General features: G+C 37.7%; 14 protein-coding genes. 8 read left to right on the forward strand and 6 right to left on the reverse strand.

Features of this window, described 5'->3' with window-relative positions; translation table 11 throughout:
* Positions 1 to 81 precede the first annotated feature (81 nt).
* Positions 82 to 951, forward strand: a complete 870-nt coding sequence (locus BN1068_RS15480; RefSeq protein WP_077603727.1) for an ATP-binding protein — start codon at positions 82 to 84, stop codon at positions 949 to 951.
* A gap of 19 nt (positions 952 to 970) precedes the next feature.
* Positions 971 to 2,884 carry a vWA domain-containing protein gene (locus BN1068_RS15485; protein WP_077603728.1) on the forward strand — a complete coding sequence of 638 codons (1,914 nt, stop codon included), beginning with the start codon at positions 971 to 973 and terminating at the stop codon, positions 2,882 to 2,884.
* A 119-nt stretch (positions 2,885 to 3,003) separates the two neighbouring features.
* Here BN1068_RS15485 and BN1068_RS15490 read toward each other — a convergent pair whose 3' ends face one another.
* Positions 3,004 to 3,456: a VOC family protein gene (locus tag BN1068_RS15490; RefSeq protein WP_077603729.1), complete on the reverse strand. Its 453-nt coding sequence runs from the start codon at positions 3,454 to 3,456 to the stop codon at positions 3,004 to 3,006.
* Positions 3,457 to 3,532: 76 nt separating this feature from the next.
* On the opposite strand from BN1068_RS15490, the gene BN1068_RS15495 reads away from it, so the two are divergent.
* The 4 genes from BN1068_RS15495 (at position 3,533) to BN1068_RS15510 (ending at position 8,400) form a co-directional block, all read left to right on the forward strand.
* A complete protein-coding gene (locus BN1068_RS15495) occupies positions 3,533 to 4,441 on the forward strand; it encodes a helix-turn-helix transcriptional regulator (RefSeq protein WP_077603730.1) in 909 nt (302 codons plus the stop codon).
* Between the two features lie 391 nt (positions 4,442 to 4,832).
* On the forward strand, positions 4,833 to 5,579 hold the full coding sequence (locus tag BN1068_RS15500; RefSeq protein WP_077603731.1) for a DeoR/GlpR family DNA-binding transcription regulator: 747 nt from the start codon (positions 4,833 to 4,835) through the stop codon (positions 5,577 to 5,579).
* Positions 5,580 to 6,491, forward strand: coding sequence for a 1-phosphofructokinase (gene pfkB, locus BN1068_RS15505; protein WP_077603732.1), 912 nt, complete (start codon positions 5,580 to 5,582; stop codon positions 6,489 to 6,491).
* Positions 6,492 to 6,516: 25 nt separating this feature from the next.
* Positions 6,517 to 8,400: a PTS fructose transporter subunit IIABC gene (locus tag BN1068_RS15510; RefSeq protein WP_077603733.1), complete on the forward strand. Its 1,884-nt coding sequence runs from the start codon at positions 6,517 to 6,519 to the stop codon at positions 8,398 to 8,400.
* A gap of 229 nt (positions 8,401 to 8,629) precedes the next feature.
* Here BN1068_RS15510 and BN1068_RS15515 read toward each other — a convergent pair whose 3' ends face one another.
* A complete protein-coding gene (locus BN1068_RS15515) occupies positions 8,630 to 8,845 on the reverse strand; it encodes a DUF2187 family protein (protein ID WP_077603734.1) in 216 nt (71 codons plus the stop codon).
* A gap of 159 nt (positions 8,846 to 9,004) precedes the next feature.
* On the opposite strand from BN1068_RS15515, the gene BN1068_RS15520 reads away from it, so the two are divergent.
* A complete protein-coding gene (locus tag BN1068_RS15520) occupies positions 9,005 to 9,385 on the forward strand; it encodes an SLAP domain-containing protein (protein ID WP_077603735.1) in 381 nt (126 codons plus the stop codon).
* A gap of 309 nt (positions 9,386 to 9,694) precedes the next feature.
* Complete coding sequence (locus BN1068_RS15525) at positions 9,695 to 10,318, forward strand: response regulator transcription factor (RefSeq protein ID WP_217697326.1); 624 nt, start codon at positions 9,695 to 9,697, stop codon at positions 10,316 to 10,318.
* 70 nt (positions 10,319 to 10,388) lie between these two features.
* Here the strand turns inward: BN1068_RS15525 and BN1068_RS15530 are convergent, their stop codons facing one another.
* The 4 genes from BN1068_RS15530 to fosB form a co-directional block, all read right to left on the reverse strand.
* Positions 10,389 to 10,643: a spore coat protein gene (locus BN1068_RS15530; protein WP_077603737.1), complete on the reverse strand. Its 255-nt coding sequence runs from the start codon at positions 10,641 to 10,643 to the stop codon at positions 10,389 to 10,391.
* A 15-nt stretch (positions 10,644 to 10,658) separates the two neighbouring features.
* On the reverse strand, positions 10,659 to 10,844 hold the full coding sequence (locus BN1068_RS15535) for a hypothetical protein (RefSeq protein ID WP_077603738.1): 186 nt from the start codon (positions 10,842 to 10,844) through the stop codon (positions 10,659 to 10,661).
* A 323-nt stretch (positions 10,845 to 11,167) separates the two neighbouring features.
* Positions 11,168 to 11,701, reverse strand: a complete 534-nt coding sequence (locus BN1068_RS15540) for a cysteine hydrolase family protein (RefSeq protein ID WP_077603739.1) — start codon at positions 11,699 to 11,701, stop codon at positions 11,168 to 11,170.
* A gap of 169 nt (positions 11,702 to 11,870) precedes the next feature.
* The gene (fosB, locus tag BN1068_RS15545) at positions 11,871 to 12,317 is read right to left on the reverse strand and encodes a metallothiol transferase FosB (protein ID WP_077604094.1); all 447 of its coding nucleotides are present in this window, start codon (positions 12,315 to 12,317) and stop codon (positions 11,871 to 11,873) included.
* Between the last annotated feature and the right edge of the window lie 136 nt (positions 12,318 to 12,453).

Here is a 12,453-nt window from a genome sequence, read left to right on the forward strand (position 1 = left end):
GAGCTTTTTTAATCTATAGAAGATGTTTAAAACTCCAATAAAACGGAATCATTGCAAATGATTTCAAAAGGAGAAACAATCATGAATACAAATCAATTACCACAAGCAGTTCAAGAACTGCTTGAAAATAATAAAAAACAAACTACAAGTCATCGGGAGCTGATTCGTTCCGGCGGATACCTTCCCCCGAGTGAGGAATTATTAATTGATGCGATTGTAGCATTGAGCATGGGTAAAAATATTTTATTAAAAGGACCGACCGGTGCAGGAAAAACAAAATTTGCGGAAACACTTTCTTCTCTTTTTGAACGCCCAATGTACAGTGTAAACTGTTCTGTAGACCTGGATGCTGAAAGCTTGATGGGATTTAAAACACTTACCTATGAAGAAGAGAAACAAACAATCCAATTTGTTCCCGGACCAGTTACCAACGCAATGAAGCAAGGGAGTTTTCTATATATTGATGAGATTAATATGGCGAAGCCGGAAACATTACCTTTGATTAATGGCGTTTTAGATTATCGACGGACCATTACGAATCCTTTCACCAACGAAATCGTTACTGCTGCAGATGGGTTCGGAGTGATTGCAGCCATTAACGAAGGTTATATTGGAACAGTTCCATTAAACGAAGCCTTAAAAAATCGTTTTATCGTTATTGATGTACCATATATTCAAGGAGAGCAGCTGGAACAGTTAATAACCGATTCAACAAATCTGACAGACAAGCAGCTGATCAGTCACTTTGTCACATTATCGAATGATTTAATCACAGCAGTGAGCCAGGGGAACTTGTCAGAGGATGCTGCTTCTATCCGTGCCCTGCTGGATGCTTGTGATCTTTCGATTTATCTTCCGCCTAAGCGTGCTATTTTACGCAGCATCGTTGATAAGCTGGAAGAAGACCGTGAAAAAGCTTTCGTTGAGAATCTGGCAGATACCCTATTTTAATGAAAGGAGCAATGTTCATATGTATCGATTTCATCAAACAAAAGTCGACACCCATTTATTTATGCAATTGCAGGATTTGACTACTGTTTTAGCAAAGAATGGACAGCTGCAATTCGAATCCAGCTTTGGCTCCTTTATTGATTTAGTAGAAAACAAAGTAACAGCCAGCCGTTTCTGGGACCGGCTCCCGTCAGAAATGAAGGAAGCAGGCACTAAATCAGATGTCATTCTGCGGACATTAGGGACACTGCAGCAAACAGATGTAAAAAGCCTGCAGCAATTTAAAGAGGATATACAGGACTCCCTTCTTCCTAAATTCGCAATACAACTGATGACTTTATTAGAGGATATTCGCCTGGAGGATGCTATCCGCAGAGAACGGCCTGGCACAAAACGGAACTTCACTTATCGGCAGCAATATTTTCATCATTATTTTACGACCCAGCTGCAGTCTAATGTGACACGCAGTTATGCGACAGATGAAATTTTTTGTATGATTTATTTATTACTCTTTGCCAATCAGCCCGATCCAAGTTTCCCTCGTGTAGAAGCGGAGCAGGTGGATATGCTCGATAGTTTAAAGCCTCATCTGTACAGTGTTTTTGAAACTAAAAGTACGCAGGACAATGTTGCTTTAACAGAAAAAATTGTTCAGAAAATGCAAAGAGCAGGTTATACAGATTCCATTCATGAATATTTTATCCTGCCAATCGGACACGTGGAAACTTATGAGAAAAATACACTATTCGATGAATTGACACGTACAGATCCACTTGTGAATGAAGATCAGCAGGAAGAAACAAACGAAGAAAATGAATACTTTGATGAGACCTTCTCTACATGGCACCGTGAAAATAAAAACGATAACCGCAAACAGAATTTCCTGCAATTTGAATTAGAACAGGGAACAAAAACTTCTATGCTGGGAGGCGGTGCCCGTGAAACAGAGGATGGCGACCAGGCGATGGATGCAATTCAAGGGGCTTCCAGCCAAAGCACACAAAATGATTATTCTGATAAAGAAGCTCTAGATAAGGAAGAGTACACTTCGGGAAACAGTAGTGAATCAAACTTTGGCAAAGAAAATGAGCATGCCCGGATGTTTACAGAATATGCAGCGGCTCCTACAGTGGACGAAGAGCTGCAATATCGGCAATTTGCAGAGGAAATTGACCCCTTTAAAAGAAAACTTGCCAAAACCATTCAATTGACCCTGGAGCATAAACAGAATGCACCGAGAACAAACCTTTTATTCGGCCGGCTTTCTAAAAAACTGCTTCCTATTTTTTTAGAGGATTCTCCCCGAGTTTTTTATAAAAAAGAACAGGAATCAAAGGAATTTGATGCAGTTTTCACTTTATTAATCGATTGCTCTGCTTCTATGGAAAACAAAATGGAGGAAACCAAACGCGGTGTTACTCTGTTTCATGAGGTACTAAAAGAATTACGCATCCCTCATGAAATTATCGGCTTTTGGGAGGATGCCAATAAAGTAAGCGAAAATTACCAGCCGAATTATCTCCAATATATCCAGACATTAGAGGATTCCTTGTATAAAGAACAGGGTGCTAAAATCATGCAGCTGGAAGCGCAGGAAGATAACCGGGATGGCTTCAGCATTCGTCATATTACTAAAAAATTAATCAGCCGCAGCGAGAAGAATAAATTTTTACTTGTCTTTTCCGATGGACAGCCGGCAGCTTCCGGCTATGATCAGAATGGCATTGTAGATACGTACCAGGCCGTTGCCGATGCCCGCAAACACCAAATCGACGTAGTCGGTATGTTCCTTGCAAACGGACTGATTGAAGAGAATGATGATAATATGATGCAGAATATTTATGGGAAAGAGCGCATCATGGTCCCGGATGTGGGCGCTCTGCCAGAGCATTTCACACCTTTACTCAAGCGCTTATTGCTCAAAGCCATCTAAATAAAACAAGCCCTGAAACTCCTCAATTAGATAGGAATTTCAGGGCTTTTTAGGTATTGCTGTCTCAGTGCGAACGTTACATTAAAATATTATGTGAGTCCCGTTCTAATATTACAAATTTAATTTAAGAAGCTATCCAGAAATTTACTTGCCTCACTATTAAATTTCCACGTCACACCAAATTTATCAACTAACATGCCAAAGCTTGCTGACCACGGCATAGAAGATAAAGGCATAATCACAGTACCGTCTTCCGAAAGCTTTTCAAAAAATTGTTTATTCGTTTCCGGATCAGCATCAATAATGCTGATTAAGACCATACTCCCCTTTGTGACTGCGCCTGTAATATCCTGCATAGAAGGCAGAACATCCGAGATCATTAAAATATTCCCTGAAAACTCCATACGGGATTCCATAATCATGTTTTGCTCCTCTTCCGATAATGGATATTCTGAATTTTGACCAAATGCTCCAAATTTTACTTTAACGCTTTTTGCCTGAAAAGCTTTTTCATAGAAAGCTATTGCTTCCTCTGCTTCTCCATTAAATTGTAAATAAACGATTGCTTTCATCTTTATTTCCCCCTTTTCATATCTGAAGTATAATAGACCAAAGACGACAACTGTATGTCGTATATAGGAGGAAAACATGAAAAAAATTGAACGGCTTATCTCCATCGTTATGATTTTATTACAAAAGAAATCTGTCTCCGCTTCAGAATTCAGCAAGCTTTTTCATGTATCTAAGCGAACGATTCAGCGTGATATGGAAACATTAAGTTATGCAAGAATACCTGTTTATGCAACATATGGTGCTGAAGGAGGTTACGCTCTTATGGAAGATTATAAATTCGATAAACGTTTATTAAATAACAGTGACATTGAAAATATACTCATTGCATTGGGTGGTTTTGATCAGTTAATTACAAACCAGGAAATTCAGACGACTATCCAGAAAATCAAAGGAATGACCAGTGCTGACATTTCCCCAAAATATGATTTATCTTTTTACGACTGGGCAGGAAGAAGGCAAATTAAAGAAGATATTTCATTTATCAGACAAGCCATTGAAAATAATTGGTTACTAAAGTTTGAATATGTAGACCAAAGAGGAAATATAACATACAGATCTGTGGAACCTTATAAGTTACATTTAAGTGAAATGCATTGGTATCTTATCGGGTTCAGCTTAGAACGGGAAGACTATCGGACGTTTAAGTTAACAAGGATAATACATATCCAAAAAGACGGTTTTTTCACCCCAAAAACTGATAAGATATTTGAGGAAGAAAAACAATATAATAAACAACAAGATTTGATTAGTGTGCAAGTGTTGATTGATGTCGCTGTAAGAGATCAATTTATCGAAAGATATGGAAAAAACGCTGTTACAGAAAAGACCCCAAGAAGCTATTTTGCAACTATTGAACTCCCTGAGAATCCATTCTCCTATCAATTTTTAGCGGGATTCGGTGATAAAGTTAAAATTATAAAACCAGAAAGCTTTATTGCTAAATATAAATTTTTTTTGGAGGAGGCATTAAAGCTTTATCAATAAAATGCTTTAGGCTGGCTTTCTATAAATAGCGGGCTCATATAGATATAAGTAAATGGCATATGAGCTCAAAAAACAGAAATCATTGCCAAACCAGCAATCCTCAACATCTTATATAATTTTAATTCCACACTAAGAAACCATTAGTTTCTTCCTTTGATACCTTCACATAGTCAATCAGTTATGCACTATCTGATTGACTCTTTCACTTTCCCTTCTCTTCCTTTTCTTTTTACTGGAAAGAAATATTGTTCAATTTTAAATAAAAAATATTACGTATATTATACCTATCTCTCATTCAAGTTCATTATTATTCATTTTACAGATTTATTTTGAATGATTTTGGTTTTTTTTGAATGTTTTAGATGATATTATAAAAACAAGAGGTGAGGATATGCTAACAGATGAACGCCATCAGTATATTTTACGCCGTCTAAATGAAAGCGGTGTAATCAAATCAGTTGATTTAATCGAGAGTCTTGACTGCTCGGAATCAACAATCCGCAGAGACCTCGCTCAATTAGAAAGTAAAGGTCTCCTGCTCCGCATTCATGGCGGAGCAAAATTGAACGCAACATTTGGAGCGGAGCTGACGTATCAGGAAAAAACGATCAAAAACAGTCAACAAAAAAAGAATATAGGGAGGTATGCCGTCACACTTTTAGAAGAGAATGATGTCATTTATCTGGATGCAGGTACAACAACACTTGAAATGATCCCGTTTCTTACAGATACATCTATTACTGTTGTTACGAATGGTATTGCCCATGCTTCTATGCTTGCAGACAGACAAATTAACGCTTATCTCGTAGGCGGTAAATTAAAGCATTCTACAAAAGCGATGGTAGGCGCACCCAGTCAACGTTCTTTAATGAATTATCAATTTACAAAGGCATTTCTCGGCGTAGACAGTATTGATATGACATATGGCTGTACAACACCGGATCCCGAGGAAGCTTCTATGAAACAATTAGCAATTGAAAGAGCTTCAGATACTTATTTCCTGGCAGATGACAGCAAATGGAATAAAGTCAGCTTTGCAAAAATATGTGATTTTTCCGATGTAACTTTCATTACCGATAAGATATCTACTATACATCAACCGTATTTAAACCATACAACAATTTTGGAGGCGGATTAGATGATTTATACCATTACTTTAAATCCATCGATTGACTACATTGTTCCTGTAAACAAAATCGAATTAGGCGGCTTGAGTTATATGGAGAATGACTATAAGCTCCCTGGCGGAAAAGGGATTAATGTATCAAGAATATTAAAAGCACTATCGACAGACTCTGTTGCCCTCGGATTTGTAGGCGGCTTTACAGGTAAATTTATTGAAGATGCTTTAGATGAACTAGATGTTCAGACAAACTTTGTCAATATTAAAGAAGACACCCGGATCAATATCAAGCTTAAATCAGATCAGGAAACAGAAATAAACGGGCGCGGCCCTGCCTTATCCGATGAAGAAGTTGCCAAATTCTTAAAACAATTAGAAGAGATAAAAGAAGGAGACACCGTTATTCTATCAGGAAGCAGGCCCCCTTCTCTGTCAGAGGATTTTCATGAAAAATTAATCAGGCAGATAAAGAGCCAAGGCGCTGAATTTGCTATCGATACCACAGGTGCTGCACTTGAGGCATCTTTAAGCTATAAACCATTATTGGTTAAACCAAATATTCATGAGCTGGAAGCATTATTTAATGTGAAGCTGGAAACAAATGAAGCGGTGGTAACTTATGGGAAAAAGCTGTTAGAAAAAGGAGCGAAGCACGTTATTATTTCCATGGGTGGAGATGGTGCATTGCTTATCACTGACCGGGGAAATTACAGAGCAGAAGCACCTGAAGGAAAGCTGATTAATTCTGTTGGTGCGGGCGACTCCATGGTTGCAGGCTTTATCAGTTCCTTCTTAAAGTCAAAGGACGCTTTCGAATCGTTTAAAACATCTGTTGCTTCCGGAAGTGCAACTGCTTTTTCTGAGGATTTAGCTACCACAGAAGCAATTGAAAATCTACGCTCTCAAATTCAGATAGAAGCTATATAAATTCAATATAGGAAGGATGATAAACATGCAAGTTGCAGATTTATTAAAAAAAGATGTCATGCTTTTAAATCTTCAAGCTACAACAAAAGAAGCTGCTATTGATGAAATGATCGCAAACCTTTATAAATATAGAATCATTTCCGAAAAAGAATCGTTTAAAGAAGCAATTCTGGCCCGTGAGAAACAATCCTCGACCGGGTTAGGTGATGGTATCGCGATGCCCCACGCAAAAATGGCTTCCGTGAAAGAGCCTACTGTGCTATTTGCGAAAAGTAAAGCCGGAATTGATTATGATTCCTTAGACGGGCAGCCTGCCCACCTTTTCTTTATGATTGCTGTACCTGAAGGCGGGAATGATACACACCTGCAAACGATAGCTGCGTTATCCCGTCTTCTGATGGAACCGGACTTTGTAAATAAGTTAAAAGATGCTTCGACTCCTGATGAAGTAGAAGCACTATTTGTTGAATCAGCGGAGGAAGAGGAAGCTCAGGAAAAAACCAACCAGGCTGCAGAAAGTGGAGCAGAAGCAGCAGATGACAAGCCGTTTATAGTTGCTGTAACAGCTTGTCCTACTGGAATTGCACACACTTATATGGCTGAGGATGCTTTGAAGAAAAAAGCCACAGAAATGAATGTGGATATTAAGGTAGAAACAAACGGTTCAGACGGTACAAAAAACCGTTTAACGGCTGATGAAATCAAACGCGCTTCCGGTGTTATCGTTGCTGCCAGCAAAAAAGTAGAAATGGCACGGTTTGATGGAAAACACGTAGTCGAACGCCCTGTTGTAGACGGCATTAAAAAAGCAGAAGAGCTTATTACCAAAGCTTCAAATCAAGATGCTCCAGTTTATCATAGCTCTGGCGAAAAATCTGGAGACGATGGAGAATATGAAAAGCAATCTGCCTGGGGTAAAATCTATAAAGATTTAATGAACGGAATTTCCCACATGCTTCCATTTGTTATCGGCGGCGGGATCTTAATGGCTATCTCCTTCCTGTTTGAAAGTTTCTTAGGAAGCGAATCAGAAATTTTCCTATTCTTTAATACCATTGGAGATACAGCATTCAACTTCTTAATCCCAATTCTTGCCGGTTATATCGCTATGAGTATCGCTGACAGACCCGGTTTAATGCCTGGTATTGTAGCTGGTATGATGGCAGTAAACAGTGATGCCGGCTTTATTGGCGGGCTTATCGGTGGTTTTGCCGCTGGTTACTTAATCATTTTAATTAAACACTTATTAAAAGACCTGCCACAGTCTTTAGCAAGTCTTAAACCTATTTTATTGTATCCTGTGCTGGGGTTACTCGTTACAGGAGCAGCCATGTACTTTGCAATCGGACCTGTATTCTCCACACTAAATAACTATATTTTAGATTTCTTACAAGGTCTCGGAACAGGAAATATTGTTTTACTTGGTGTTCTGCTTGGCGGTATGATGGCTATAGATATGGGTGGCCCATTTAATAAAGCAGCCTACGCATTCTCTATCGGGGTTTTCACAGACACAGGAGACGGCGCATTCATGGCAGCTGTTATGATCGGAGGTATGGTGCCTCCATTAGCTATCGCTCTGGCAACAACCTTATTTAAAAATAAATTCACGGCAGATGAACGTAAATCGGGAACAGCTAATTATATTATGGGATTATCCTTTGTTACAGAAGGAGCTATTCCATTTGCTGCAGCTGATCCATTACGTGTAATTACTTCATCTGTTATCGGTGCAGCAATTGCCGGAGGGCTGACACAATTCTTTCACAGTAGTGTTCCAGCACCGCACGGCGGCATTATCGTTGTTGCTGCACTAGGTGATGCTCGAATATTATTCATACTATCATTATTAATTGGTACAGTTATTTCAGCGTTAATACTTGGATTATGGAAAAAACCAGTTTCATAAGTGATAGAGAAACAATTTAGATTTCTGAGGAAGTTCAACAGATGTTGGACTTCCTTTTTGGGTGTTTACTGGGAATGGACGTAGAAATTTCATCATTATTCTACAAAGGGGACTTAAGCACAGTATTGTAAGGTTTATCATGTAAAGACAGACCTTTTCCCTGCATGAAGACTTATATGAAAACAGGCCCGGCAAAAGATATGCCGGGGCTGTTTTCATATAATCCAAATTATTTTCTCTTATAATTTTTATGGTTTACTACTGTTTTAATCGGCTCTCCCGTAGATGGATGATTTCCGATACGGACAATAACAGAATTTTCGCGTACAATAAGCACCTCTGCTTTTTTGCCTTTATGCTCCCCGCGTACGATACTGATGGTTTCTCCAACTTCCGCAATATTTTCCGGCTTCACTGCCTGTTGTTCTACATTTTCCTCTTCCATGTTATAACCTCCTTTTAATTCTTAGCTGACTAGTGTTTTTATCCCACTTATCGTACCACAAGTCTAAAACGAATGACATTTTTTTTCAAAAGAAACGCTAAAAATTTATTTCTATGCTCGAATCTTATATAATCAAGGTATCTATAAGGAGGATTTGTTATGAACCTTGTTTTTGAACCCAAATGGGATAAAGCGCTTCCCAATATTGACCGGCGCAAGATTGAACAAGCATTTCAAAATTTAGTACCGCCCAATTCTGTTGATACACAGATAACATTTACTGCTTTATGGCAAGCAAGAAATCATCGGTCAGATTTATTGGTTACTGTTTTAATTAATAATTACAGCAGACAAGCTTACTCATTTAGTAACTCAACATTACAATATGTAGAAGACGACGCAGTAAAAGCAGAAAAACAATTTACTTTAGAAAGGGTTTTTGTACCTCCAGATTCAAGCATGCCCTGGACTTTTATTTTTCCAGAGTCCAGTTTTACAGATTTCCCTATTAACCTGCAAGGGAAACTAGTTTATAAATAGTATATTTCTTGGATATTCATGCATAAGTAGGTCCTTTTACTTTTTTAAACCAGGATTTAACTATCATTTTTCAATTAAAATCTTTTTCAGGATTTTAATTAATACAATCCTATGCTATATTTGAAGATATGATTTCATCAGCAGAAGTCTAAAAATTCATATCCCCTTTTCTTATAGAAAACAAGCTCGAATAGTTTTGCCAAATATTTATTTTGAACTGCTACTAGACTCAAGAATCAATATCGCATAATTATTCATTTTTTATTTACATCACGAAAATACTCACTCAAATGACAGGAGATGATAATTTTGAGTATAACACCAACTTCGAACAGAACTTTGAATTTTATTGACGCTTTTACGTTATCCGAAAAAACGAATTTAAATATTTCTATACTATCTTTAAGAGATTTAGATGATTTTCAGCTTGATTCATCAAATGTACCGGATTTAGTCATGGTACCCATTTATCAATATAATGATATTACGCGTATTCTTGAACAGGAACAGTTAAAGGATGTTAAAACTGCTATTATCCTGCCTAATTTGCATATGAAGGATATTATCCGCCTTTATGAATTAGATTTTGACGGCTATTTTGTTAAAAATATGAGTTTAAATGAAGTAGTTTCAGGAATTCGTTTTATCGACTCAGATTGTATTTATGTTTATCCGGAATTGGCTAAAGATTTACACGACGAATTTTTAACCCTTTCTTCTACCTTACAATCCCGTCCGGAGGGGCTTCTTACTAAACGGGAATGGGATGTCTTACTCGAGATATCACGAGGCAATAATAACGAAATTATAGCCAGAAACTTAGAAATATCTGATAAAACAGTTAAAAACCATGTTACAACAGTTTTACGGAAACTAAATGTAAATGACCGGACGAATGCAATGCTTTTAGCATACAAAAAAGGCTGGATTTAGAACAATAGTAGTGAAGTAAAACGAGAAGCTTATGAATGAAATAGGCTTCTCGTTTTTTGATGCATGTACATTAACTGCCCTGAGATAATTCAGTCTGTACTTGTTGAACCTCCTGAGGACTCGCCTGCTGGCCAGGCTGATAATAACCATTTTGCAAGGCATATTGATATACTTTCAATTGGCGTGCCTCATCACGATTTCTCAGCTCCACAAATTTTTGGCGCAGCTGGGGATTATTTGATTCTGAAATATAGCCAGCATAACCTTTCAAACTTGCGTTAAGTCCATTTAAATAATCATTCACCATTTCTTTATCCTGAAACATTTTTAAATCACCCTCCTATTGTAAAAATGACATTAATTGTTGCTTGGCATTGCGGGCATCTTCTGCGTCAAATTGCAGCATTGATTTAAATTCCGGATCTTGTGCCTGCTCAGCATAAGCCTCCAGTTTATTGACAATCATCCCATGCTCCCCAATAACTTTGCGCAATGTTTCCAGTTCGCTTTGCGTTAATTGGCTCATCAGTCAAACCCCTTTCAAAAAATTTATCACGGCGGTAACAAACGCTACCTCCCTGAATTACTCCACTGACATTCAACGAAAAAAGAGAAAGCAGACTGCGTTTACGGTATACAGGAGCTGCTGTTGCTCCTCTGCCGAAAAAACTCACACACTTCGTAAATCCTCTTCATTGAATACAGTTTCGTTTTATCAAGGTTATTATGCCCGACGAATTATTTTATATGCCATCAGGAGGGTATTATTAACAAATTTATTGTTTTCTTCCCAGTTTATCCAAGCTGTTTCTCACGAGTATTTATTTGGCTTTTAATTTTTACTTGTTGTCATGTATTACTCCACGTCTTATATTCATCCAAATCAAGAACATCCACTACTCCAGACCAATGCAAAACCGTCCCGATAAAATCCGGAATATCTAAATCCTTCATTTCATATACTTCTCCATTATTTACTGTTGCCGTAGCATCTTCCAGAAAAACAACCTTAAATCCGCGATCATATGCCGCAATCGCTGTGAATAAACAGCAAAATTCTGTATTAAGACCGATAATGACAAGCTCGTCCACATTGTATGCTTTACACTTCTCCAGCAAATTGGTTTGAAAAAAGGCACTCGGTGTTTCTTTTTGAATGATTTCTGTACCATACTTTTTAAAAGGCGGATAAATTTCTGCTCCGCTTCCGTTTATATAAAATGGATCTTCTTTATTTTCACTAGTATGCTGAATCAGAAAAATAGGTAAGCTCTGTTTTGAAAAGTCTTTTAAGATAAGCTCCATATTATTAACACGCTCTCCTAAATCATATTGCTCGTTAATTAGTGCTTTCTGCATGTCTATCGCTAATAATGCTTTCAATGTTACAAACCTCCAATGATATTAAAAATGATTTTCTAAAATAATTGATTATGTATGATATACCGCTGGAATCAACTCCTCTTTATTTATATAAATTCCATTTTATTTACTAAATTCCTGCTTTTCACTAAAAAAAGAGCTCTCTTATTCGAGAACTCTTTTCATTCAATTACCCGTTTATGTTATTTATATTTTCCAGATAAAAACGCATATGCTTCTTCTCATTTTGATAATAACCCAGACGATCTTGAAGTGTTCCCGTGTGGAGCTCCAGCTTATGTCCATCCAAATCTGTAAAATAAATGGATTGCTTATCCTCTGCTGCCCGTTTCCGTCCTTCCAGTATGTGAACCCCTGATTGTTTTAAATGCTGCTCCCAGGCCTTTAATTCTTCCTCTTTAACTGAAAATGCCAGATGTGTATAGGAAGCTTCAATCTCATTGCGGGGAATATCCTTTTCTTCATTCAGCGCAAGCCAGATGCCATTTAAATCGAAATAAGCAGTAGATCGCCCTTTTACAAGTAATTTTGCATGCAATACATCCCGGTAAAACACAATCGACTTCTCCAAATTGGAAACAGAAAATAAAAGATGATTTATTCCTTGAATTTGCATCGGGCTCTCTTGTTCAGCCTTTAGCTTCAATACTGCACTTGTCGGTTTCGGCTCATACCCGTAGATTTGCTTCTGCCTGTAAGAATGGATTTCTTCATAAACTATTCTCATGTATTCCATTAATTGCCCATCCGTT

The organism is Oceanobacillus sojae, assembly GCF_900162665.1.
GTDB lineage: Bacteria > Bacillota > Bacilli > Bacillales > Amphibacillaceae > Oceanobacillus > Oceanobacillus sojae_A.

What these genes read in the sequence shown, in the direction of transcription:
- BN1068_RS15480 (WP_077603727.1), top strand. Translation starts at nt 82, where the DNA reads ATGAATACAAATCAATTACCACAAGCAGTTCAAGAACTGCTTGAAAAT.
- BN1068_RS15485 (WP_077603728.1), top strand. Translation starts at nt 971, where the DNA reads ATGTATCGATTTCATCAAACAAAAGTCGACACCCATTTATTTATGCAA.
- BN1068_RS15490 (WP_077603729.1), bottom strand. Translation starts at nt 3,456, where the DNA reads ATGAAAGCAATCGTTTATTTACAATTTAATGGAGAAGCAGAGGAAGCA.
- BN1068_RS15495 (WP_077603730.1), top strand. Translation starts at nt 3,533, where the DNA reads ATGAAAAAAATTGAACGGCTTATCTCCATCGTTATGATTTTATTACAA.
- BN1068_RS15500 (WP_077603731.1), top strand. Translation starts at nt 4,833, where the DNA reads ATGCTAACAGATGAACGCCATCAGTATATTTTACGCCGTCTAAATGAA.
- pfkB (WP_077603732.1), top strand. Translation starts at nt 5,580, where the DNA reads ATGATTTATACCATTACTTTAAATCCATCGATTGACTACATTGTTCCT.
- BN1068_RS15510 (WP_077603733.1), top strand. Translation starts at nt 6,517, where the DNA reads ATGCAAGTTGCAGATTTATTAAAAAAAGATGTCATGCTTTTAAATCTT.
- BN1068_RS15515 (WP_077603734.1), bottom strand. Translation starts at nt 8,845, where the DNA reads ATGGAAGAGGAAAATGTAGAACAACAGGCAGTGAAGCCGGAAAATATT.
- BN1068_RS15520 (WP_077603735.1), top strand. Translation starts at nt 9,005, where the DNA reads ATGAACCTTGTTTTTGAACCCAAATGGGATAAAGCGCTTCCCAATATT.
- BN1068_RS15530 (WP_077603737.1), bottom strand. Translation starts at nt 10,643, where the DNA reads ATGTTTCAGGATAAAGAAATGGTGAATGATTATTTAAATGGACTTAAC.
- BN1068_RS15535 (WP_077603738.1), bottom strand. Translation starts at nt 10,844, where the DNA reads ATGAGCCAATTAACGCAAAGCGAACTGGAAACATTGCGCAAAGTTATT.
- fosB (WP_077604094.1), bottom strand. Translation starts at nt 12,317, where the DNA reads ATGCAAATTCAAGGAATAAATCATCTTTTATTTTCTGTTTCCAATTTG.